This window comes from Thioclava litoralis, from assembly GCF_045278885.1.
GTDB classification, from domain to species: domain Bacteria; phylum Pseudomonadota; class Alphaproteobacteria; order Rhodobacterales; family Rhodobacteraceae; genus Thioclava; species Thioclava litoralis.
The window spans coordinates 1,206,814-1,229,515 of record NZ_CP135443.1 but is presented as its reverse complement, the minus strand read 5'-3'; the positions used below and the strand labels follow the sequence as shown (position 1 = coordinate 1,229,515).

Genomic DNA, 22,702 nt, shown 5'->3' with positions numbered 1-22,702 from the left:
CTATGGAGCCCAATTTCCCCATTGATGTTTCACGTGAAACAATCGAGCGTTTCGAAATTTATGAAGCGCTGGTCAAAAAGTGGAATCCTGCGATCAACCTTGTAGCGAAATCGACGATATTGCAGTTTCAGAAACGGCATCTGGCAGATTCTGTTCAAATTTATGACCCGTCTCTGTCATGGAAGCGCTGGGTCGATTTGGGATCTGGCGGCGGTCTACCGGGGATAGTTGTGGCCATTTTGGCGGCCCAACATAATCCGGCAGCTCAGGTGCATCTTGTTGAGAGCGATCAGCGCAAATGTGCGTTTCTTATGACTTGCATTCGCGAGTTGTCGATTTCGGCGCAGGTTCACAGCCAGAGAATTCTGGATATCCCTTCGTTACAAGCCGATGTTATTTCAGCACGGGCCTTGGCTGCCCTTGATATGCTTCTTGAGTTCTCAACCTACCACCAGCGTGAAAATGCTGTTTTCCTTTTCCCGAAAGGGGCGAATTGGAAAAGTGAAGTGCTCGAGGCGCAAAAGTCATGGACCTTCAAATATGAAGCTTTTAGAAGCAACACAGATCCAGATGCAACAATACTAAAAATCTCAGGAGCAGAGCGTGTCTGACCGTTCCTTGATAAAGGCGCCGCGTATTATTGCGGTGACCAACCAGAAGGGTGGCGTAGGAAAAACCACTACGGCGATCAACCTTGCCAGCGCACTGATCGAGCAGGGCTGCCGTGTTCTTGTGGTTGATCTTGATCCGCAGGGAAACGCATCGACCGGGCTTGGGTTGGAACTCGAAGATCGTGATTACAGCACCTATGATCTGCTGACGGGGGAGGCAGACGTTGGTGATATTGTTGTCAAAACGCAATGGGACGGCCTGTGGCTCAGCCCTGCAACAACCGATCTGGCCTCTGCCGATATGGAACTCCATGATGCCGACCAGCGCAGCTTCCTGCTTCAGAAGGCACTACGTTCCGAAGACATCAATGATCTTGAACTGGACTATATCCTGATTGATTGCCCGCCGTCCTTAAGTCTTCTGACGGTTAATGCGATGGTGGCAGCAGATTCCGTACTTGTGCCGCTTCAGGCCGAATTTTTCGCACTTGAGGGTCTATCGCAGCTAATGCTGAGCGTTCGAGAGGTGCGGCAGGGCGCAAATCCGAATTTGCGCATCGAGGGGGTCGTTCTCACCATGTATGATGTCCGTAACAACCTCTCGCAGCTGGTCGAAGCCGATGCACGGGCGACTTTGGGCGAAATCGTCTTCAAAACGATGATTCCGCGCAATGTCCGGATTTCTGAAGCGCCGTCTTATGCGCAATCCGTTTTGCATTATGATAGCGGGTCACGCGGGGCGAAAGCCTATCGTGCCCTTGCAAAAGAATTATTGGAGCGCCACGAAGGCGCAAATCGCAGGGGGGCACATGAGCAAGAAGCCTGAACGCCGGGGGTTGGGGCGCGGATTGAGTGCCCTGATGGCTGATGTAAATATTGAACCGAACCAGGATAATACGGTGCCGCGTCGTCCCGAAAGTTTCATTCCGATCGAAAAGATCGAACCCAATCCCGAACAGCCGCGCCGTCATTTCGACGAGCAGGCGCTTCAGGAGCTGGCGGATTCTATTCGTGAGAAGGGTGTCATTCAGCCGCTCATCGTCAGGGCGCATCCTTCTAAAAGCGATATGTACGAGATCGTTGCGGGGGAACGCCGCTGGCGGGCGTCGCAACTGGCGCAGTTGCACGAGCTTCCAGTCATTATTCGGGATTTCAACGACACCGAAGTTCTTGAAGTCGCCATTATCGAGAACATTCAGCGTGCAGACCTCAATCCTCTGGAAGAGGCGCTGAGCTATCGCCAGTTGATGGATCGTTTCGGTCATACGCAGGAAAAGGTGGCCGAGGCTCTTTCGAAAAGCCGCAGCCATATTGCGAACCTTTTGCGCCTTCTCAATCTGCCCGACGAAGTTCAGGAATATTTGCGCGATGGGCGTCTGACAGCCGGTCATGCGCGCGCAATGATTACCGCCGACGATCCGATCGGTTTGGCGAAAGAAGCGGTGTCAAAAGGTCTTTCGGTTCGCGAAGTCGAGCGTAAGGCCAAGTCTCCGACAGCCGAGAAAAAGCCGAAAAACCGCCCTGTGATTGAAAAGGATGCGGATACTCGTGCGTTGGAAGCCGATCTTTCCGCGACAATCGGCATGAAGGTCGAGATCAATCATAGAGGCGAAGAGGGCGGGACGGTTGTTCTCAGCTATAAAGATCTCGAGCAGCTTGATGCAATCTGTCAGATGCTGACAAAACTTTAATCCGGCATCAGTTCACGGATAACTGCATTGAGAACCGCGCGACCTTCACGGGTGGCGCGGATTTTCGTTTGATCCGTCTCTAACATGCCGATATCGACAAGATAGGCGATGCGATCCTGTGGCAGTTGCGCGCCGCTTAGTGCTTCGTAGCGTGTCACATCCAGACCCTCCTGAAGCCGCATGCCGAACAGCAGGAATTCCACCACTTCCTCACTGCGCGGCAGAGCCTCGCGGGAAAGCTCGCCAGACCCCGTTTTGCGGACCTGATCTATCCATGCAGCGGGTTGTTTGAGGGTGTCCGTCGCATGGCGGATCCCATCATGGGTCAAACGACCATGTGCGCCTGGACCGATACCGGCATAATCACCATAGCGCCAGTAAATCAGGTTATGCCGGCTTTCAGAGCCTTCTTTCGCATGGTTAGACACTTCATAGGCCGGAAAACCGGCCGATTCCGCTACATCTTGTGTCAGCAGATACATATCCGCAGCACTGTCATCATCGGGCAATCCCTTCAGAAGTCCACGCTCTGCCCGTGCGCCGAAAACAGTGCCTTCCTCAACTGTCAGTTGATAAAGCGAAAGGTGGTCAATCGCCATCGAAAGCGCCTCCGAGAGCTCTTTGCGCCAGTCGGACAGGGTCTGGTCCTGTCGTGCATAGATCAGATCGAAGCTCACGCGATCAAAGACGGAACGCGCAATATCAAAGGCTTTGCGGCCTTCCGCAACCGAATGCATCCGCCCCAGTTTACGCAGATCGGCATCGTTCATGGCCTGCATGCCCATCGACACACGGTTAACGCCCGCTTCGGAATAGGCTCTGAAGCGACCCGCTTCGATGCTCGTGGGGTTCGCCTCCAGCGTGATCTCGAGATCATTCGACATGCGCCAGCTTTTGCGCACGCGAGTCAGAATGGCGTCAACCACATCCGGATCCATCAGCGACGGCGTGCCGCCACCGAAAAACACCGTGTTCAGCACACGGCCCCCGGTTTCGCCTGCGAGACGGTCGATTTCCGATAGATAGGCCTCGGCCCAGACTTTCTGGTCGATAGAGGCCGTGACATGGGAATTGAAATCGCAATAGGGACATTTTGCGGCGCAGAATGGCCAATGGATGTAAAGTCCGAACCCTCCGGCGCGCCAATCTTCAATAGCAGTCGTCATGGGCGCACTCCGGTGGTGGGTGCCACGTGTTTCACGTGGCACAACAGGTCAGGCAGGCTCGAAAGCCTCGGTCAGTTTCTTGAAGGCGGCCGCGCGATGCGACAACTGGTTTTTGCGCTCGTGGCTCATCTCGGCGAAGGTATGGCTCGAGCCTTGCGGCTGGAACATCGGGTCATAGCCATGCCCCTGTTCGCCGCGCATAGGCCAGACAAGATGACCCTCGCAAATGCCTTCGAAGACCTCGTCATGCCCGTCCGGCCATGCCAGAACGAGGGTCGAGCAGAACCGGGCCGTGCGTGGCCGGTCAGCGCCGGATTTTTCGCACTCGGCCCATGTTTTTTCCATCGCCATCTTGAAATCGCGGCCATTGGGGGTCTCTGCCCAATCGGCGGTATAGACACCGGGCGCCCCGCCCAGACAATCCACCTCGATGCCGCTATCGTCCGACAGCGCGGGCAGGCCGGTGGCTTTGGCGGCGGCATGGGCCTTGATCCGTGCATTGCCGACAAAGGTGGTTTCCGTCTCGTCCGGCACGGGAAGATCCAGTTCGGCGGCACCTACGCATTCGATGCCATAGGGTTTCAGAAGTTCCGATATTTCTTCCAGCTTGCCGGCGTTATGGGTCGCGACAAGCAGTTTTTTCTCTGTGAATTTTCTCATCCAATAGCGTCCTTCTGTGCGGCAACCAGTTCTGCAATCCCGCTTTCGGCAAGATCCATCAGCTGGTTCATCTGATCGCGGGTATAGGTAGAGCCTTCTGCCGACATTTGTACCTCGATCAGCTTACCCTTGCCGGTCATGATGAAATTGCCGTCCACACCGGCCTCGCTATCCTCGGCATAATCGAGGTCACAGACATTCTGGCCCGCATAGATCCCGCAGGAGACAGCCGCCACATGGTCGATCAGCGGATCGGAGGTGATGATCCCCTTGGCCAGCAGTTTGTTGGTGGCAAGACGCAGCGCCACCCAGCCACCGGTGATCGAGGCGCAGCGCGTGCCGCCATCGGCCTGAATGACATCGCAGTCAATCACGATCTGCCGCTCGCCAAGGGCGCTCCGGTCAAGCCCTGCACGCAAGGCCCGACCGATCAGGCGCTGGATCTCGACGGTGCGGCCACCCTGTTTGCCAGCGGCGGCCTCGCGGCGGGTGCGCGAATGGGTGGCGCGGGGCAGCATGCCGTATTCCGCCGTTACCCAGCCAAGACCGGTATTTTTCAGGAACGACGGCGCGCGGTCTTCGATGGTTGCGGTGCACAGCACGTGGGTGTCGCCCACCTTGATCAGGCAGGACCCTTCGGCATGTTTGGTAACACCGGTCTCGATAGTGACCTTGCGCATTTCGTTGAGGTTCCGTCCTGAGGGCCGCATATCCGCTCCTTTGGTGTAAATCGTCCTGCCCCATTTGCGCGCCTTCCTCGTATGATGCAAGGGCTCAGGACAGATTGACGATCGCTCTCGCAACCCGTTTACTGCGGCTCAGGAGTTTTGAGACCATGACAGAGCAAAAACAGACCCTGACAGAGCTGAATGACCGCTCGCGCGAGGTATTCCGCCGCGTGGTCGAGGGCTATCTGGAAACCGGCGATCCGGTCGGCTCGCGTAGCCTGACCCGCATGATGAGCGAAAAGCTTTCGGCGGCAACCATCCGCAATGTGATGAACGATCTCGAATTCCTCGGTCTGCTGGACAGCCCGCATATTTCGGCAGGGCGGGTGCCGACGCAGATGGGGCTGCGGATGTTTGTCGACGGTTTCATGGAGGTTGGCACATTGGGGGCCGAGGACCGCGCGGCGCTGGATGCCAGCGTTGGTGGCAATGATCCCGATCTGGGCAATCTGATGGACCGCGTCGGCTCGGCCCTGTCGGGAATGACGCATGGGGCGAGCCTTGTTCTGTCGCCCAAGCAGGAAGCGCCGATCAAACACATCGAATTTGTGGGCCTTGCGCCCGACCGTGCGCTGGTGGTGCTGGTTTTTGCCAATGGTCAGGTCGAAAACCGTGTCTTCACACCGCCGCCCGGCCAGACGCCATCCTCGCTACGGGAAGCGGCGAATTTCATCAACTCGCTGGCCGAGGGGCGCACCCTGACCGAGCTGCGCCACGTGATGGCCGATGAAATCAGAAACCGCCGTGCCGAGCTGGACACGCTGGCGGCTGATCTGGTCGAGCAGGGGCTGGCCGAATGGGAGGACAAGGGCACCTCTTACGAACGCCTGATCGTGCGCGGACAGTCGAATCTTCTGGAGCAGATCTCCGATCTCGACCGTATCCGCACCTTGTTTGATGATCTGGAACGCAAGCGTGACATCGCGGAATTTCTCGATCTGGCGCAGGACGGGGACGGTGTGCGCATTTTTATTGGCTCCGAGAACAAGCTTTTTTCACTTTCGGGTTCCTCTCTGGTGGTAAGTCCCTATATGAACGCTGATCGGAAGATAATCGGTGCGATTGGCGTCATCGGCCCGACACGGCTGAATTACGGGCGGATCGTGCCGATCGTGGACTATACAGCGCAACTGGTCGGGCGGATGCTGTCGGGCCGGGGCAAAGGATGAAACGCATGAGCGACAAAAAAGACGAAATGAGCGAAGATCAGGTTCATCTCGACGAGACGTTCGAAGACATCATGAACGAAGGCGAGGGCGAGCTTGAAGCCCTGCGTGCCGAACGCGACGAGCTGCGCGACCGCTGGATGCGCGCATTGGCCGATGCCGAGAATTCGCGCAAGCGTGCCGATAAAGAGCGCCGCGATGCCGAAAATTACGGTGGGTCGCGTCTGGCCCGCGACATGCTGCCGGTTTTCGACAATATGCAGCGCGCGCTGAACGCTATCTCGGACGAGCTGCGCGAAAAAGCCGAGGCACTGATCGAGGGCGTCGAACTGACCCAGCGCGAGTTGCTGAACGTCTTCGAAAAGCACGGTATCAACCAGATCGCGCCGCAGGTGGGTGACAAATTCGACCCGACCCATCACGAAGCGATGTTCGAAGCCCCCGTGCCGAACACCGTGGCAGGCGACATCATTCAGGTGATGGATGTGGGCTTTATGATCCACGACCGTCTGCTGCGTCCGGCCAAGGTCGGTGTCAGCTCGACGCCGAAGTGATGTTTCACGTGACGCATTGAAAAGGGGGCCGCTTGGCCCCCTTTGTCATTTCAGCATCTCGCGCAGCTCATAAAGCGCCTGTAGCGCCTCGCGCGGGGACAGGTCATCGGGATTGATCCCGCTCAGGCGTTCTTCCAGCGGGCTGGGGCCTTGCGGCACTGGCGCAGGCGGCGGCGCAGAGGCGAAAAGCGGCAGATCATCAATCAGCATCTGTTTCTTGGCACCGCTGTCACGGTCGCCTTTCTCCAGCATATCCAGCACCGATTTCGCGCGTGAGACTACGCTGTCGGGCAGACCCGCCAAGCGCGCGACCTGCACCCCGTAGGACCGGTCAGCAGCACCCTTCTTCACCTCATGCAGGAAGATCACATCGCCCGCATGTTCCTTCACGCTGACGGTCGCATTTTCCACCCCGTCCAATTTGGCCGAAAGCGCGGTCATCTCGTGGTAATGGGTCGCAAAAAGGGCACGGCAGCGGTTGGTGGCATGTAGATGCTCCATCACCGCCCAAGCGATTGACAGCCCGTCATAGGTGGCCGTGCCGCGCCCGATCTCGTCGAGGATCACCAGCGCGCGGTCATCGGCCTGATTGAGGATCGCTGCGGTTTCGACCATCTCGACCATGAAGGTCGAGCGCCCCCGCGCCAGATCATCGGCGGCCCCCACACGAGAAAACAGCTGGCTCACCAGCCCGATATGCGCCCGTTCCGCAGGCACAAAGCTGCCCGCCTGCGCCAGCAGCGCGATGATCGCATTCTGTCGCAGGAAGGTCGATTTACCCGCCATATTCGGGCCGGTCAGCAGCCAGATCGCAGGCGTGCTATCCTTGGTCAGCCCGCAATCATTGGCGATAAACGGCGTGCCCGAGCGCTTGAGCGCATGTTCCACCACCGGATGCCGCCCTGCGGTGATTTCAAACGCGCGGGAGCTGTCGATCTCGGGGCGGACCCAGTCACCCGAGCGCGCCAGATCGGCAAAAGCACAGCCCAGATCGATCTCGGCCAGCGCCCGCGACGCCTCGCCGATCGGCCCTGCCTGATCCATAATCGCCGCTTTCAGCCTGTCATAGAGCCGCTTTTCGATCTCCAGCGCCCGCGCACCGGCATTATGGATGCGCGTTTCCAGTTCCGACAGCTCTACGGTGGTGAAACGTACCTGATTGGCGGTGGTCTGACGATGGATGAATTTCTCGGACAGAGGCGGGGAAAGCATCTTCTCGGCATGGGTCGAGGTGCATTCGATGAAATAGCCCAGCACGTTGTTATGCTTGATCTTCAGGCTCGAAATGCCGGTTTCCTCGACAAATCCGGCCTGCATGCCCGCAATCACGCCGCGCCCCTCGTCGCGCAGGCGGCGGGTTTCGTCGAGTTCCTCATCATAGCCCTGCGCGATAAACCCGCCATCACGCGCCAGCAGCGGCGGCTCGGCGATCAGGGCGGCATCGAGCAGCGCCACCAATTCATCATGGCCCTGTAGCGCCTGCGCCGCATCCTGCAACAAACGCGGCGCCTCAGAGCCTGTGATCACATCATAAAGCCCGCCCGCCTGACCTAAGCCATTGCGGATCGCGGCCATATCGCGCGGGCCGCCGCGGTCCAGCGCCAGCCGCGACAGGGCGCGGTCCATATCGGGGCAGCGCTTCAGATCAGACCGCAGGTCTTCGGTAAAACGGGTCTGTTCCACGAGAAACGCCACCGTATCATGCCGCGCATGGATCTGCGCCAGATCGCGCGAGGGGGCCGCCACGCGACGTTCCAGCAGACGCGCCCCACCCGCCGTCACAGTGCGGTCGATGACATGCAGCAAAGACCCTTCACGCCCGCCCGACAGAGCCTGCGTCAGTTCCAGATTGCGTCGCGTCGAGGCGTCGATCTGCACGATGGTGCCTGCCTCTTCGCGCTGGGGGCGGCGCAGAAGCGGCAGTTTGCCGCGTTGGGTCAGGTCGAGGTAGTCGACAATCGCGCCCATGGCCGAAAGCTCGGCACGGGTGAAGCTGCCAAAGGCCTCAAGCGAGCCCACCTGATAGAGATCGCGCAGCTTCTGCTCGCCCGAGGCACTGTCAAACACCGCCCGCGCCAAGGGGGTCACTGCGGCCTTCACATCCTCGATCACCTCGCGGAAGGGCTCTTCGCCGGCATCCGACACCAGCACCTCACGCGGGGTCAGGCGGGCCAGTTCCGGCCCCAGACGCGCGGGTGCACAGGCCATCACACGGAATTCGCCGGTGGAAATATCAACCCAAGCCAGCGCGCCCTCGTCCCGCAGGGCGGAATAGGCCGCAAGGAAATTGTGGCGCCGCGCTTCCAGAAGGCTTTCCTCGGTCAGGGTGCCGGGGGTGACCAGCCGCACGACATCGCGTTTGACGACCGATTTATAGCCGCGCTTCTTGGCCTCGGCGGGATCTTCCAACTGCTCGGCAATCGCCACGCGAAATCCCTTACGGATCAGCGTCAGCAGATAGCCTTCGGCGGCATGGACAGGCACGCCGCACATCGGGATCTCTTCGCCCTCATGGCTGCCGCGCTTGGTCAGCGCGATATCGAGCGCCGCAGCCGCCTCGACCGCATCCTGAAAGAACATCTCGTAGAAATCGCCCATGCGGTAGAACAGCAAAGCCCCCGGATTGGCGTCTTTGATCCCCAGATATTGTTCCATCATCGGTGTGACGGTCGGCTTTGCCATCGGTTGCCCCCTGTTTGCTCGTGGCGGACCCTACAAAAGGCGAAGCCGGCCCGCAATCTATTGAGACGCAGGCCCCAAGCGGCTAAGAAGATTGTGACTTGCAAGAAGGATATCGGCCCACATGTCCGGAAAGAACAAAATCACCCGTGAAGAAGCTCTGAGCTATCACTTGGAGCCCACGCCGGGGAAATTCGAAATTACCCCGACCACCCCCATGACCACCCAGCGTGACCTGTCGCTGGCCTATAGCCCGGGGGTGGCGGTTCCGGTGGAAGCCATCGCCGAGAACCCCGAGACCGCTTATGACTACACGGTCAAAGGCAATATGGTTGCCGTTATCTCGAATGGGTCGGCTATTCTGGGGCTGGGTAATCTTGGCGCGCTGGCGTCCAAGCCCGTGATGGAAGGCAAGGCGGTTCTGTTCAAGAAATTCGCCGATGTGAATGCCGTCGATATCGAACTGGATACGATGGAGGCCGACGAGATCATCAAGGCCGTCAAGTTGATGGAGCCGACTTTCGGCGGCATCAACCTTGAAGACATCAAAGCGCCCGAATGTTTCATCATCGAACAGGCGCTGAAGGAACAGATGGATATTCCGGTGTTCCATGATGACCAGCACGGCACGGCGGTGATCTGTGCGGCAGGCCTTCTGAACGCGCTCGAGATTTCGGGCAAGAAGATCGAGGACTGCAAGATCGTGCTCAATGGCGCCGGTGCTGCAGGTATCGCCTGCCTTGAACTCATCAAGACGATGGGCGCGCGTAACGAGAACTGCATCATGTGCGACACCAAGGGCGTGATCTATAAAGGTCGCACCGAGGGCATGAACCAGTGGAAATCGGCTCATGCGATCGAGACCACGGCGCGGACGCTGGAAGATGCGATGGAAGGGGCGGATGTGTTCCTTGGTGTCTCGGCCAAGGGCGCTGTGACGCAGGATATGGTGAAATCGATGGCCGATAATCCGGTCATCTTCGCGATGGCCAACCCCGACCCCGAGATCACCCCCGAAGAGGCCCATGAGGTCCGCGAGGATGCGATCGTGGCGACGGGCCGTTCGGATTATCCGAACCAGGTCAATAACGTGCTGGGCTTCCCCTATCTGTTCCGCGGGGCGCTCGATATCCATGCCCGCGCGATCAATGACGAGATGAAGATCGCCTGTGCCGAGGCGCTGGCGAAACTCGCCCGCGAGGACGTGCCGGATGAGGTGGCAATGGCCTATGGCCGCAAGCTGTCTTTCGGGCGCGACTATATCATCCCCACGCCCTTCGACCCGCGTCTGATCCATGTGATCCCGCCTGCGGTGGCCAAAGCCGGTATGGAGACGGGTGTCGCCCGCCGTCCGATCATTGATATGGAGGCCTATGTCCATAGCCTGAGGGCCCGTATGGACCCGACCGCGACGATCCTGCAGTCGATCCATGCCCGTGCGCGCAAGGCGCAGGCCCGTATGATCTTTGCCGAGGGCGATGATCTGCGCGTGCTGCGCGCGGCTGTGCAATACCAGCGCTCGGGCACCGGCACCTCTATTGTGGTGGGCCGCGAGAACGAGGTGCGCGAAAATCTGGAAAGTGCAGGTCTTGGCGATGCCTTCCGCGAGCTGACCGTGGTGAATGCCGCCAATACCAAGCACCTCGATGCCTATCGCGACTTCCTCTACAAGCGCCTGCAGCGTCAGGGGGTGGACCGTGAGGATGCCTATAAGATGGCCGCCCGCGACCGTCATGTTTTTGCGGCGCTGATGCTGGTGCATGGTCATGGCGATGCGCTGGTGACCGGTGTGACCCGCAAATCGGCCCATGTGCTGGAACGCATCAACAAGGTGGTTGATGCCACCTCGGAAAGCGGGGCCGTCGGCATTACTGCCGTGCTGAACAAGGGCAAGATCGTGCTACTGGGCGATACGCTGGTGCATGAATGGCCCGACGAGAACGATCTGGCCGATATCGCGACCGCCGGAGCGGGGGTTGCCCGTTCGCTGGGGCTTGATCCGCGCGTGGCCTTCTGTTCCTTCTCGACCTTCGGCTATCCGGTGTCGGAACGCTCGCAGAAGATGCATGTCGCGCCGCAGGTGCTCGACGCGCGTGGCGCCGATTTCGAATATGACGGCGAGATGGCTGTGGATGTGGCGCTCAATGCGTCGGTGATGAAGAAATACGACTTCTGCCGCCTGTCGGGGCCGGCCAATATTCTGGTCATGCCCGCGCGTCACTCGGCCTCGATCTCGATCAAGCTGTTGCAAGAGATGGGCGGGGCCACCGTGATCGGCCCGATCCTGACCGGCGTGGAACATCCGATTCAGGTGTGTTCGACCACCGCGACTGTGTCCGACATCGTCAATATGGCGGCGCTGGCGGCCTGTAGCGCGAAATAAGCGCCACAAAACTGTAAAACAAAACAGGTCCGGCAAGGGGGAAACCCTTTGCCGGACCTTGTTCTTTCCGACTGCAAAAGAGTAGCCTTCCAAGGGGCTGGCATCTTTCGGGGGCTTTATGAAAATCTTCAATCTTGGCTCGATCAATGCGGATTTTTTCTACCGCTTGCCGCATCTGCCACAACCGGGCGAGACATTGGCATCCGTTGGATATGACCGCGGTCTGGGGGGGAAAGGGGCCAACCAATCGGTTGCCTGTGCCCGTGCGGGGGCGCAGATCCGCCATATCGGGGCCATCGGGGCGGAAGGGCGCTGGATGGTCGAACGGATGGAGGAGGCCGGTGTCGATTGCTCGCAGGTGGTCATCGTGCGTGAGGCTTCGGGCCATGCGATCATCTATGTCGATCAGGCGGGCGAGAATTCGATCGTGCTTCATCCCGGAGCCAACCGTACCATTCCCGAAACCGCGCTGGACGAGGCATTGGATCAGGCCGAGGACGGCGATCTGATGATCTTGCAGAACGAGACGGGCCTGCAGGTCGAGGCGGCGCAACTGGCTGCCGAGCGGGGGCTGTTCGTGATATATTCCGCCGCCCCCTTTGACGAGGCGGCTGTGCGTGCCGTGCTGCCCTATGTCTCGCTGCTGATCGTGAACGAGGGCGAGGCGCGTGCCCTTTGCGCCAGTTTCGGGCTCAGCTTACAGGAGTTGCCCGTGAAGCAGATCGTGGTGACCAAGGGCGCGCAGGGGGCTACGTGGCACAATCTGGAAACCGGCGGGCTGATTGTGATGCCGGCCTTTCCCGTGACACCGGTCGATACGACGGGGGCAGGCGATACATTCGCGGGCTATCTGGCAGCGGCGCTGGCCGAAGGATGCACGCGGGAACGGGCGATGCGTCTGGCTTCGGCGGCCTCTGCGCTCAAGGTCACACGGGCGGGAACAGCCGATGCCATTCCGACCCGTGCCGATGTCGAGGATTTTCTGGACAATCAGCCCAAGCTGTAACCGGTGCCGCGCACCGTGCGCACGGGATCATTGCCGCCATGGGCCATCAACGCCTTGCGCAACCGGCCCACATGCACGTCGATGGTGCGGGTATCGACATAGATGTCGCGGCCCCAGACGCGGTCAAGAAGCTGGTCGCGGGTCCACACACGGCCCGGCTTTTCCATTAAGGTTGATAGCAGGCGGAATTCGGTCGGACCCAGTTTCAGTGGCTGGCCATCGCGGAAGACACGGTGCTCGGCGCTATCAAGGATGATATCCTCGAAATTCAGCCGCTCGCCCATCGTGGCGGGGCGGGTGCGACGCAACTGGGTGCGCAGCCGCGCCATCAGTTCAACCACCGAATAGGGTTTGACGACATAGTCATCGGCCCCCGTCTCCAGCCCGCGCACGCGGTCGGTTTCTTCCGAGCGCGCGGAGAGCATGATGATCGGGATGTGCCGTGTGTCGCCCGAGGCTTTCACGCGGCGGCAGATCTCGATGCCCGAGACATTGGGCAGCATCCAGTCCAGCACCATCAGGTCGGGCTTCTCTTCCTTGACCATCAACAGCGCCTCTTCGCCATTGACCGCCATCACAACGCGAAACCCTTCGGCTTCGAGGTTATACTGAAGAACTTCACGCTGGGCCGATTCGTCCTCGACCACCAGAACACAGGGCTGTTGTGCCGGGGACATGTTACTTCTCCGTCGTATCCATCGGAATCACGCTCGATTGCTTCGGGCGTTCTTCATCGGGGGTCTCGCCGGTGACGAGATAGATCACCTGCTCGGCGATCGAGGTCGCATGGTCGCCCATCCGTTCGATATTCTTCGCGATGAAATGCAGATGCATGCAGCCGGTGATATTGCGCGGATCTTCCATCATATAGGTCAGGAATTCGCGGAACAGCGCGTTATACATCTGGTCCACCTCCACATCACGGTCGCGCACATCGCGGGCCAGTTGCGGGTCGCGCTGGATATAGGCATCCAGCACATCCTTGAGCATGCCCTCGACCGCCTGCGCCATACGGCGGATTGCCTTCGACGACCCGTCAACGGCCGGCACATCCATCAGGATCTGGGTCCGCTTGGCGATATTCTTGGCGTAGTCACCCGCACGTTCAAGGCTGGCCGCGATCTTGATCACCGACAGCGTCAGACGCAGATCGCGCGACACAGGCGCCCGCAGCGCGATGATGCGGGCCGCTTCCTCGTTGATCTGCTCTTCAAGCGCGTCGATGGCCTTATCCTGCGCGCGCACGCGTTGGGCCAGCTCTTCATCGCGGCTTTCAAGGGCTTCGGCAGCATCAAGGATCTGCTGTTCAACCATGCCGCCCATCTTCACGACAAGCGCCTGAACGGCCTCCAGGTCACGGTCGAAAGCGGAAGAAATATGTTCTTGGCTCATTTATTATCCTTCTCTTCCTGTCGTCCCTTAGCCGATCCGGCCAGTGATATAGGCCTCGGTGCGCGGGTCTTTGGGGTTGGTGAAAATATCGCCCGTTTCGCCATATTCCACGAGGTTCCCGAGGTGGAAGAAGGCAGTGCGCTGCGACACGCGGGCCGCCTGCTGCATTGAGTGCGTCACGATCACCACCGAGAACTGCGTGCGGAGTTCATCGATCAGCTCTTCGACCTGACCGGTGGCAATCGGGTCCAGCGCCGAGCAGGGCTCGTCCATCAGCAGAACCTCGGGCGAGGTCGCCACGGCGCGCGCAATGCACAGACGCTGCTGTTGGCCACCCGAAAGGCCGGTGCCTGGGGCCTGAAGGCGGTCCTTCACCTCGTTCCAGATGGCGGCACCGCGCAGGGCGCGTTCCACGATCTCGTCCAGATCGGCCTTGTTCTTGGCCAGACCGTGGATACGCGGGCCATAGGCCACATTGTCATAGATCGACTTGGGGAAGGGGTTGGGCTTCTGGAACACCATCCCCACCTTGGCACGCAGCTGCACGGGGTCCACGCGCTTGTCGTAGATATCCTCGCCGTCCAGCAGGATCTCGCCCTTGACCTTGCAGATGTCGATCGTGTCATTCATCCGGTTCAACGTGCGCAGGAAGGTCGATTTCCCGCAGCCCGACGGCCCGATAAAGGCGGTGACGGTCTTGTCGAGGATATCGACATCGACATCCTTGATGGCGTGAGTGTCACCGTAATAGACCTGCACCTTACGGGCTTGGATTTTCATATCCTTGGCGTCCACTTTTCTCTCCGTCAGTCTCATGTCGTTCATGATGGTGGGTCCCTTACCAGCGGCGCTCGAATTTGCGGCGCAGGATGATTGCAATGATGTTCATCGTCAGCAGGAACACCAGGAGGATAATGATGCCCCCCCATGCCCGTTCATAATAGGCGGGGTCGGCGCGTTTTGCCCATTCATAGATCTGTGCGGGCATCGCGGAGTTGGGCGACAGGAAGCCCGCGATGATGCCATCCGGCGGGTTGGAGGCGATATAGCCGATCATCCCGATCAGCAGGAGCGGCGCGGTCTCGCCCAGAGCCTGCGCAAGGCCGATGATCGTGCCGGTCAGAATGCCGGGCATGGCCAGCGGCAGCACGTGGTGGAAGACCGATTGCATCTTCGAGGCACCAATCCCCAGCGCCGCGTCACGGATCGAGGGCGGTACGGCCTTCAGCGAGGCGCGGGTCGAGATGATGATCGTCGGCAGGGTCATCAGCGTCAGCACAAGACCACCGACCAGCGGCGCCGATTGCGGCAGATGCATGAACTGGATGAAGACCGCAAGGCCAAGGATACCGAAGACGATCGAAGGAACCGCAGCGAGGTTCGAGATATTCACCTCGATCAGGTCGGTCCATTTGTTCTGCGGCGCGAATTCTTCCAGATAGATCGAGGCAGCCACCCCGATGGGCAGCGACAGGAACAGCACCACCAGCATCATGAACAGCGAGCCGATCATCGAGGTGCCGATACCGGCCTGCTCGGCGCGGCTTTCCGAGGCATCCGAGCCGGTGATGAAGTCCCAGTTGAACTGTTTCTTCACGATACCGGCCTCGACCAGCGCATCGGTCAGGTCGAGCTGCGCCACGGTGATGTTTTTATCCAGAGCGATCTCGTCGCGGTGCACGCGGCCTTTCAGGTAGCCATCCACGCGCGACGAGGCGAGCACCTTGAAGGTCAGCGTCTGGCCGATCAGCGAGGGGTCATTGATCACGTCCTGACGCACCACATTGGCGGCAGAAGCCGAGATCAGGTTCTTCATATCCTTGGCTTTGGTCAGCGCGGTATCGATGCCTGCTTTCTGGACCGTATCCAGAAGCGCGTTCTCGATCAGCGGGCCATAGCCGAAGGTCGAGACCTTGGCGATATCGGCAGGGTCGCGGTTGCCCTTCTTGTCCAGTTTCGCGGGGTCCAGATAGACCGGCACATTGATGAATGTCTGCTGGAAGGCCGAGACGCCATTGGTCAGGATGGTGAACAGAAGGACCACCAGAAAGACCAGACCCAGACCGATGGCCCCGATCCCCATCGCACGGAAGCGTTTTTCCTGCGCGTTGCGTTTGCGGGTGCGGGCGTCGGGGTGGTGGATCGAGCGGCGCTCGGGGGTGTTTGCAGCGGCGTCGGTCATTCGTATTGCTCCCGATACTTGCGCACGATGTAGAGCGCGACAATGTTCAGCGCGAGGGTCATGACGAAAAGCGTCATGCCCAGAGAGAAGGCCACCAGAGCCTCGGGCGAGGCGAAATCGGCGTCGCCGGTCAGCTGGCTGACGATCTTGGCGGTGACAGTGGTCATCGCTTCGAAGGGGTTGAGGCTGAGGCGGGCGGCGGCACCGGCCCCCAGCACCACGATCATCGTCTCGCCGATAGCGCGCGAGGCGGCCAGCAGGATCGCCCCGATGATGCCCGGAAGGGCGGCGGGGAAGACCACCTGTTTGATGGTTTCGGATTTGGTGGCACCAAGCCCGTAAGAGCCGTCGCGCAGCGATTGCGGCACGGCATTGATGATGTCATCGGACAGCGAGGAGACGAAGGGGATCAGCATGATGCCCATCACCAGACCCGCGGTCATCACCGAGCTTGCCGCCCCCATCCAGTCCAGCCCGTCGCGGCCAAAGACCGTCTGTAGGGCAGGGCCCACGGTCAGCAGCGCGAAGAGGCCGTAAACGATGGTCGGGATACCGGCGAGCACTTCCAGCAACGGCTTGGCAATCGCGCGCACCGGCTTGGACGCATATTCCGACAGGTAGATCGCGGCGAAAAGGCCGATCGGCACGGCCACGGCCAGCGCGATGAAGCTGATGTAAAGCGTGCCCCAGAGAAGCGGCAGGATGCCCAGTTGCGAGCCACCCCCGAAGGAGGGCGTCCAGTTGGTGCCGAAGAAGAAATCCGTCGCCGGATAGAGGCGGAAGAAATGCACCGTGTTGAAGATCAGCGACAGTACGATCCCGATGGTAGTCAGAATGGCGATGGACGCCGCCAAAATCAGCAGCGTCTTGATGCCGCGCTCCACGATATTGCGGGCGCGCAGGTCTTTATGGGTGGCTTTCAGCGTCAGCAGGAAGAACCCGATGGCCACGCCCAGCACCACGACCATGCGGATCATATTGCCGGTGGCGGTGAGGCTACGATAGTGCTGTGCGGCCTTCAGTGTGGGGGCATCGACCTGCGAGCCAAGCGCCACACCCAGACCTGCCATCTTCGCGCGCAGAGTGCCGCCTGCTTGCAGATGGGCGGCTTCCGAGGCGGTCATGGCCCCTTTGGCAACCGCGATATCCAGCCCCTCGGCCAGACGTGTCACATCCGACATCATCAGGCTGATATTGCCATGTTCCTCAACCGTGGCCGCGGGGATGGCCGCGGTGACCTGCATATTGACCACGAAGGGCTGCGCGATCAGCCAGACGGCCAGCACCAGAAGGGCAGGCACAAGCGTCATCATTGCGACGTTGCTGCCATAATAACTCGGGAGCGAATGGAGAATGCGGCTGTCGCCCCCCGCAGAGGACAGGGCACGGGAAAGGCCCAGCACGAAGCCAAGGGCCGCGAGCACCAGCACGATAACCAAAAGCCAGATAGCAGGCATGTCAGCTCCGATCGATTGAGTATGCCAAGGTGAAAGGCGGAGAAACAAAGAAGAGGGCGGCACAGGATCTGCCGCCCCCCGAATAAGCCGGGTAGGGCAGATTACATGCCCGATCCCATGGTTTTCTCGTCAGCAACGTCCTGTTGGGTTGTTGCCAGTTCCGGATCGGAGACCAGACCGTATTGTGCCAGCGGGCCATCGGGGCCTGCGATCTCGTCGGAGACGAAGAATTCCGCGTATTCTTTCAGTCCGGGGATCACGCCGATATGCGCCTTCTTGATGTAGAAGTAGAGCGGACGCGACACCGGATAGTCACCCGAGGCGATGGTTTCGGTCGAGGGTTCGACGCCGCCCATCGTGGCCACTTTCAGCTTGTCGGTGTTGTTCTCGTAGAAGGCCAGACCGAAGACGCCGACGCCATCGGGGTTCGAGGCGATGCGGGCGAGGGTTTCGGTGTAATCCCCGTCGATATCGACCGATTTGCCATCGGTGCGCACCGACATACAGGCCTTTTCGGCGTCTTTCTCGTCCATGCCACCCGAGACCATGGCGTCCAGCGCGCCGGAATCCTTGCAGCCCTGAACGAGGACTTTCTCTTCGAACACTTCACGGGTGCCGTGTTTGGTGCCCGGGATATAGGCCGCGATCTCGACATCCGGCAGATCGGCGTTGAAATCCGACCATTTGGCATAGCTGTTATCGACCAGCTTGCCGTCTTTCAGGACTTTGGCGCCAAGCGCGTTATAGAGGTCTGCCGGTTGGAAGGCGGTAAATTCGGGGCCGGTTTTCTGGCTGGCGAAGACGATCCCGTCATAGCCGATGCGGACCTGAATGATGTCATTGACGCCATTGGCGTGGCAGGTCTCGATCTCTTTGTCCTTGATGGCGCGCGAGGCGTTCGCGATGTCGATGGTGTTTTCACCGACCCCTTCGCAGAAGCGCTTCAGACCCGAGGAAGAGCCACCCGATTCAACGACCGGAGTGGGGAAATCGAAGTTTTCGCCGAAAGCTTCCGCCACGATCGAGGCGTAAGGCAGAACGGTGGACGAGCCTGCGACTTGGATATTGTCACGCGCAAAGGCACCTGCCGTTGAGGCAACGGTGATGGCAAGGGCGGATGCCGTCAGCTTAACAGTGTTCATGGTTCTCTCCCAGAAGATCTTAAACGGGCCCCTATGGGCTCGCTGCTTGTGCTAGAGGGCGGCTGTGACGCTTATGCGAACGTTGTGTAACGCTTATATGACAAACGGCCGTTCTCGGGAAAAACTCCAGGAAAAAGTTAATTTGCGATATAGCGCGTGATGGCGCGTGCAATCAGCGCGGGTATCGCCGCATGCTCGCCAATCGGTGCCAGAAGCGGGCCGGTAAAGCCTGCCAGACGCAGCGCATGGGGAATGTCACCTTCGACATGACCGGCGCGCAATGCGAAGAAAGGCAGGCACAGGCCCTGACGGCTTGTTCTGGCGACGGTCTCGATAAAGGGGGCTTCTTCGATCAGCCCCACGCGCACCCGCCAGAACGGTCCCGCGGCCTGTAGTTTCTGCGCCATCGCATAGGCGCTGTCTTTCGAGCGACGGGCAATCTTGGAGCCGTGCGCACAAAGGATCAGATCCGTTTCGGCAGGCTCCAGACCGGCATCCTTGGCGGCCTGCAGGCTGTCTTGCAGAATCAGCGCCTCCAACGCCGGATCAATACCGAACGGGTCCATATGCGCAGCGCTTCGGCCCATCTTTTCCAGCCGGCGTGGAATTTCGCGTTTGGTAAACCAGCCTTCCGCCATGAAAAACGGATAGATCACCGGATTTTCGCAATCCCCCAGCGCGCTTTCCAGCGCCCCCTGTTTGGCCAGCGTGGCGGCTTTGACAGGGATATCGGGGCAAAACGACTGCACCTTGGCCGCAAGAGCGTCCAGTGCGGCTTGCTTTGGCTCCGGATCCGAGGGGGAGCCGTGGGCGACGATGATGACGGTGTTCATGAGGTGATGATAGCAGGCCTTCGGGGTCCGGCAATCTTTCTCGAGAATGGCCGGATTGGCAAGCGCAACCGTATGTGTTCCATTAACACACTGTAAATACTCTATTTTTAAGCGATTATCTTTTGCTTTGCGGCAAAACTTGGCTTATACCCATAGATACCGGCCAGGAAGGCCAGAACCAAATAGAGTTTCACGTGTGGTGCGTAGGGGTGCACGTGGGGTGGTGAGGGTTCTGGTAGGGGTGCCGGAACCCTCATTTTTATGTCCGGCTCTGGTCGATGGCTCAGTTCGGGTCGGTTTCGGCCATCGCGCAGACGATGCGCCATTCCTCTTCCGTTACCGGCTGTACCGAAAGCCGCATCGATGTCACGAGGGCCATCTCTGCCAGCCGTGGCTCCGCTTTCACATCGGCCAGCGTCACGGGCAGCTTGACCGGACGCACCGCGCGGATATGCACGCAATCCCAGCGCGGATCATCGGTGGTGCTGTCTGGGGCGCTTTCGGCGCAGACCTCGCAGATCCCCACCACTTCCTTGCCGATATTGGAATGGTAGAACAGCCCGCGATCGCCGATCTTCATCTCGCGCATATTGTTGCGCGCCAGATAGTTACGCACGCCGTCCCATTCCTCGCCCGCCTCTCCTTTGGCAACGAGCTGGTCCCAGGAAAACTTGTTGGGCTCGGATTTGAACAGCCAGTAACGCATCAGATGACCTTCTTCCATTCCATGACAGAGACGCTTTCGAAGAGACCCGCCTTGGCATAGGGATCATTTGCGGCCCAATCCTGTGCGGCGGCAAGGCTGTCGGTTTCAAGCACGACCAAAGACCCGCACATCGCGCCATTCTCGAGGAAGGGGCCTGCCTGTGCCACGATACCCGTTTCCTTGAGATAGGCCAGATGCGCCTCGCGCGTGTCCAGACGGGTTTGCAGGTGGTCGGGCTTGTCGCGGCAGATTACGGCGTAGAACATTCATTCCTCCTTCAAAGGGCGCGAAAGCAGCGCCAGAGTGGCTTGCGCCACGGTCATTCGGTTGTCGCAAAGTGCGGCGATCATCACTGCGATCGGCATCTCGATTCCGCCATGTTCGGCCATACGCGCAACCGCATGGGCAGTGGCCACACCCTCTACGGTCACAGTCTGGTCTATGGTCTCGCCTGCGCCAAGCGCGAAGCCGTGGCGGAAATTGCGTGACTGGCTGGAGGTGCAGGTGAGCACCAGATCGCCAAAGCCCGCCAGCCCCGACAGTGTTTCGGGGCGTGCACCACGGGCCACGGCCAGCCGGTTCATTTCCGCGAAACCGCGGGTCATCAGGGCAGCGCGGGCGGAATCCCCCATGCCTGCGCCCATCACGACGCCCGCGCCGATGGCGATCACGTTCTTCAGGGCACCGCCCAGTTCGGCCCCGATGGTATCGGCGCTGCGATACAGGCGCAGGCTGGGAGTGGAGAGTTCGGCCTGAAGCGCCTCGGCCCCATCCGCGCAGGCCAGCGTCAGCGCGGTCGGCAAGCCACGCCCGATATCGGCGGCAAAGCTCGGGCCGGTCAGGATGGCGGCGCGCGCCTGCGGTACCAGGGCGGCCATCAGCGCCGTCGGTCCCTTGCCGGTTTCAAGATCGATTCCCTTGGAGCAACTGACAAGCGTCTTGCCTTTCAGAAGCTGGGCATGTTCGGCCAGAAAGGCAGCGGTCCGTTGCATGGGAAGCGCCAGAAGGATGGTCTGCGCCCGACAGGCGGCATCCAGATCTGCGGTGATGGTGATGGCATCGGGCAGGCTGGCCCCCGGCAGGCGTTTGGCATTCTCGCGGGTCTCACGCATCGCGCGGACCTGCTCGCCATCACGCGACCATAGCGTGACGGGACCGTTTTGCGACAGGCTGATCGCCAGTGCGGTGCCGAAAGCCCCTGATCCCAGAACCGAAATCACGCCTTTGCCCCTTTCTTACCCGACCCCAGCAAGGGGGCCGCTTTGCGGTCCAGCGGCCAGCGCGGGCGCGCGACCAGATCCATGCCATCGCGATGCCCCAGCCGGAAACGTTCCAGGCCTGCCCATGCAATCATTGCGGCGTTATCGGTGCAAAGCCGCAGGGGGGGAGCCACAAATGTTGCGCCAAATTCGGTTGCCACGCTTTCGAGCCCCGCGCGGATGGCACGGTTTGCGGCCACCCCGCCGGCCACGGCAAAACCGGGGGCGCTGGGCGCGAGGTCCATATATTCGGTCAGGGCACGCCGCGATTTCTTGACCAGAACATCGGTCACGGCGGCTTGGAAGCTGGCGCAGATATCGCGGCGAATGGCGCGCGGCAGGCCGCCATGCTGGGCCACGACCTCGTCACGGGTGCGCAAAAGCGCGGTCTTGAGCCCCGAAAAAGACATATCGCATCCCGGACGGTCCAGAAGCGGGCGCGGAAAGGCATAGGCTTTGGGATTGCCGCCCTCGGCCTCGGTCTCGACATTGGGGCCACCGGGTTGAGGCAGGGCCAGAAGTTTGGCGGTTTTGTCAAAGGCTTCGCCCGGTGCATCGTCAATCGTGCCGCCCAGGCGGGTGAATTCCTCGGAGCCGTGGGCGATCAGGAACTGGCAATGCCCGCCCGAGACCAGCAGCATCAGATAGGGAAAGGCCATGCCATCGGTCAGGCGCGGGGTCAGCGCATGGCCCGCCAGATGGTTGACCCCGACCAGGGGCAGTCCCGTTCCGGCGGCAATTCCTTTGGCGCACATCACGCCCGACATCACGCCGCCAATCAGGCCGGGGCCTGCCGTGACCGCGATCCCATCCAGATCCGTCAGCCCGAGCTGCGCCTGCTCCAGCGCTTGTTCGACACAAAGATCGAGCTTTTCGGCATGGGCGCGGGCCGCAATTTCGGGGACAACGCCGCCAAAGGCTGCATGCAACTCGGTCTGGCCCGAAACGATACTGGCCAGAATCTGTGTGCCGTCATCGCCGTGACGCACGATGGCAGCGGCCGTGTCATCGCAGCTGGATTCGATACCAAGAAAAGTCAGGGTCCGGGCCATGGTGCCTCGATTGCGTATGGGTCAGGCTGCAGGTA

22 protein-coding genes are annotated in these 22,702 nt (G+C 60.2%); 7 read left to right on the top strand and 15 right to left on the bottom strand.

All coding sequences use genetic code 11. The features are described 5' to 3' along the window. The first annotated feature begins 2 nt into the window (after positions 1–2). Genes rsmG through RPE78_RS06050 form a run of 3 tightly spaced genes read left to right on the top strand, consistent with a single transcriptional unit; the run spans position 3 to position 2,302 of the window. Positions 3–611 (top strand): 16S rRNA (guanine(527)-N(7))-methyltransferase RsmG, encoded by a 609-nt coding sequence (rsmG, locus tag RPE78_RS06060; RefSeq protein ID WP_406721509.1) that lies wholly within the window; start codon positions 3–5, stop codon positions 609–611. Further along, positions 604–1,437: an AAA family ATPase gene (locus RPE78_RS06055; protein WP_339108607.1), complete on the top strand. Its 834-nt coding sequence runs from the start codon at positions 604–606 to the stop codon at positions 1,435–1,437. The genes rsmG and RPE78_RS06055 overlap by 8 nt, the downstream gene beginning before the upstream one ends. Continuing rightward, positions 1,421–2,302 (top strand): ParB/RepB/Spo0J family partition protein, encoded by an 882-nt coding sequence (locus RPE78_RS06050; protein ID WP_406721508.1) that lies wholly within the window; start codon positions 1,421–1,423, stop codon positions 2,300–2,302. The genes RPE78_RS06055 and RPE78_RS06050 overlap by 17 nt, the downstream gene beginning before the upstream one ends. Here the strand turns inward: RPE78_RS06050 and hemW are convergent. Genes hemW through rph form a run of 3 tightly spaced genes read right to left on the bottom strand, consistent with a single transcriptional unit; the run spans position 2,299 to position 4,838 of the window. Next, the gene (gene hemW / locus RPE78_RS06045; RefSeq protein ID WP_406721507.1) at positions 2,299–3,468 is read right to left on the bottom strand and encodes a radical SAM family heme chaperone HemW; all 1,170 of its coding nucleotides are present in this window, start codon (positions 3,466–3,468) and stop codon (positions 2,299–2,301) included. The two genes, RPE78_RS06050 and hemW, sit on opposite strands and share 4 nt — an antisense overlap. A 48-nt stretch (positions 3,469–3,516) precedes the next feature. Next, positions 3,517–4,128, bottom strand: a complete 612-nt coding sequence (gene rdgB / locus RPE78_RS06040) for an RdgB/HAM1 family non-canonical purine NTP pyrophosphatase (protein WP_339108604.1) — start codon at positions 4,126–4,128, stop codon at positions 3,517–3,519. Continuing rightward, complete coding sequence (gene rph, locus RPE78_RS06035) at positions 4,125–4,838, bottom strand: ribonuclease PH (RefSeq protein ID WP_339108603.1); 714 nt, start codon at positions 4,836–4,838, stop codon at positions 4,125–4,127. Before rph ends, rdgB begins: the two co-directional genes overlap by 4 nt. A gap of 125 nt (positions 4,839–4,963) precedes the next feature. Between rph and hrcA the strand changes: the two genes are divergently transcribed. Together hrcA and RPE78_RS06025 are read left to right on the top strand one after the other, a co-directional pair. Next, positions 4,964–6,025: a heat-inducible transcriptional repressor HrcA gene (gene hrcA / locus RPE78_RS06030; RefSeq protein WP_339108602.1), complete on the top strand. Its 1,062-nt coding sequence runs from the start codon at positions 4,964–4,966 to the stop codon at positions 6,023–6,025. 5 nt (positions 6,026–6,030) lie between these two features. Further along, the gene (locus tag RPE78_RS06025) at positions 6,031–6,576 is read left to right on the top strand and encodes a nucleotide exchange factor GrpE (protein ID WP_339108601.1); all 546 of its coding nucleotides are present in this window, start codon (positions 6,031–6,033) and stop codon (positions 6,574–6,576) included. A gap of 45 nt (positions 6,577–6,621) precedes the next feature. Here RPE78_RS06025 and mutS read toward each other — a convergent pair whose 3' ends face one another. Beyond that, on the bottom strand, positions 6,622–9,258 hold the full coding sequence (gene mutS / locus RPE78_RS06020) for a DNA mismatch repair protein MutS (RefSeq protein WP_406721506.1): 2,637 nt from the start codon (positions 9,256–9,258) through the stop codon (positions 6,622–6,624). A gap of 121 nt (positions 9,259–9,379) precedes the next feature. Between mutS and RPE78_RS06015 the strand changes: the two genes are divergently transcribed. Together RPE78_RS06015 and RPE78_RS06010 are read left to right on the top strand one after the other, a co-directional pair. Next, positions 9,380–11,638 (top strand): NADP-dependent malic enzyme, encoded by a 2,259-nt coding sequence (locus tag RPE78_RS06015; RefSeq protein WP_339108599.1) that lies wholly within the window; start codon positions 9,380–9,382, stop codon positions 11,636–11,638. A gap of 118 nt (positions 11,639–11,756) precedes the next feature. Next, positions 11,757–12,644 carry a ribokinase gene (locus tag RPE78_RS06010; protein WP_339108598.1) on the top strand — a complete coding sequence of 296 codons (888 nt, stop codon included), beginning with the start codon at positions 11,757–11,759 and terminating at the stop codon, positions 12,642–12,644. Here RPE78_RS06010 and phoB read toward each other — a convergent pair. The 11 genes from phoB to tsaD form a co-directional block, all read right to left on the bottom strand. Then, positions 12,629–13,321, bottom strand: a complete 693-nt coding sequence (phoB, locus tag RPE78_RS06005; RefSeq protein WP_339108597.1) for a phosphate regulon transcriptional regulator PhoB — start codon at positions 13,319–13,321, stop codon at positions 12,629–12,631. The genes RPE78_RS06010 and phoB overlap by 16 nt on opposite strands. A 1-nt stretch (position 13,322) precedes the next feature. After that, positions 13,323–14,036, bottom strand: a complete 714-nt coding sequence (phoU, locus tag RPE78_RS06000) for a phosphate signaling complex protein PhoU (protein WP_339108596.1) — start codon at positions 14,034–14,036, stop codon at positions 13,323–13,325. A 27-nt stretch (positions 14,037–14,063) separates the two neighbouring features. Next, on the bottom strand, positions 14,064–14,861 hold the full coding sequence (gene pstB / locus RPE78_RS05995) for a phosphate ABC transporter ATP-binding protein PstB (RefSeq protein WP_339108595.1): 798 nt from the start codon (positions 14,859–14,861) through the stop codon (positions 14,064–14,066). A gap of 13 nt (positions 14,862–14,874) precedes the next feature. Beyond that, positions 14,875–16,218, bottom strand: coding sequence for a phosphate ABC transporter permease PstA (gene pstA / locus RPE78_RS05990; RefSeq protein ID WP_406721505.1), 1,344 nt, complete (start codon positions 16,216–16,218; stop codon positions 14,875–14,877). Continuing rightward, on the bottom strand, positions 16,215–17,675 hold the full coding sequence (gene pstC / locus RPE78_RS05985) for a phosphate ABC transporter permease subunit PstC (RefSeq protein WP_339108593.1): 1,461 nt from the start codon (positions 17,673–17,675) through the stop codon (positions 16,215–16,217). The genes pstA and pstC overlap by 4 nt, the downstream gene beginning before the upstream one ends. Before the next feature lie 101 nt (positions 17,676–17,776). Continuing rightward, a complete protein-coding gene (locus tag RPE78_RS05980; protein WP_339108592.1) occupies positions 17,777–18,817 on the bottom strand; it encodes a substrate-binding domain-containing protein in 1,041 nt (346 codons plus the stop codon). A gap of 137 nt (positions 18,818–18,954) precedes the next feature. Next, entirely contained in the window at positions 18,955–19,650 is a 696-nt protein-coding gene (locus tag RPE78_RS05975; RefSeq protein ID WP_406721503.1) for a CbiX/SirB N-terminal domain-containing protein, read from the bottom strand. Positions 19,651–19,933: 283 nt separating this feature from the next. Next, positions 19,934–20,356 (bottom strand): EVE domain-containing protein, encoded by a 423-nt coding sequence (locus tag RPE78_RS05970; protein ID WP_339108590.1) that lies wholly within the window; start codon positions 20,354–20,356, stop codon positions 19,934–19,936. Further along, on the bottom strand, positions 20,356–20,622 hold the full coding sequence (locus tag RPE78_RS05965) for a YciI family protein (protein ID WP_339108589.1): 267 nt from the start codon (positions 20,620–20,622) through the stop codon (positions 20,356–20,358). The genes RPE78_RS05970 and RPE78_RS05965 overlap by 1 nt, the downstream gene beginning before the upstream one ends. After that, positions 20,623–21,576 carry an NAD(P)H-dependent glycerol-3-phosphate dehydrogenase gene (locus RPE78_RS05960; RefSeq protein ID WP_339108588.1) on the bottom strand — a complete coding sequence of 318 codons (954 nt, stop codon included), beginning with the start codon at positions 21,574–21,576 and terminating at the stop codon, positions 20,623–20,625. Further along, positions 21,573–22,667 carry a tRNA (adenosine(37)-N6)-threonylcarbamoyltransferase complex transferase subunit TsaD gene (gene tsaD, locus RPE78_RS05955; protein WP_406721502.1) on the bottom strand — a complete coding sequence of 365 codons (1,095 nt, stop codon included), beginning with the start codon at positions 22,665–22,667 and terminating at the stop codon, positions 21,573–21,575. The genes RPE78_RS05960 and tsaD overlap by 4 nt, the downstream gene beginning before the upstream one ends. Positions 22,668–22,702 lie beyond the last annotated feature (35 nt).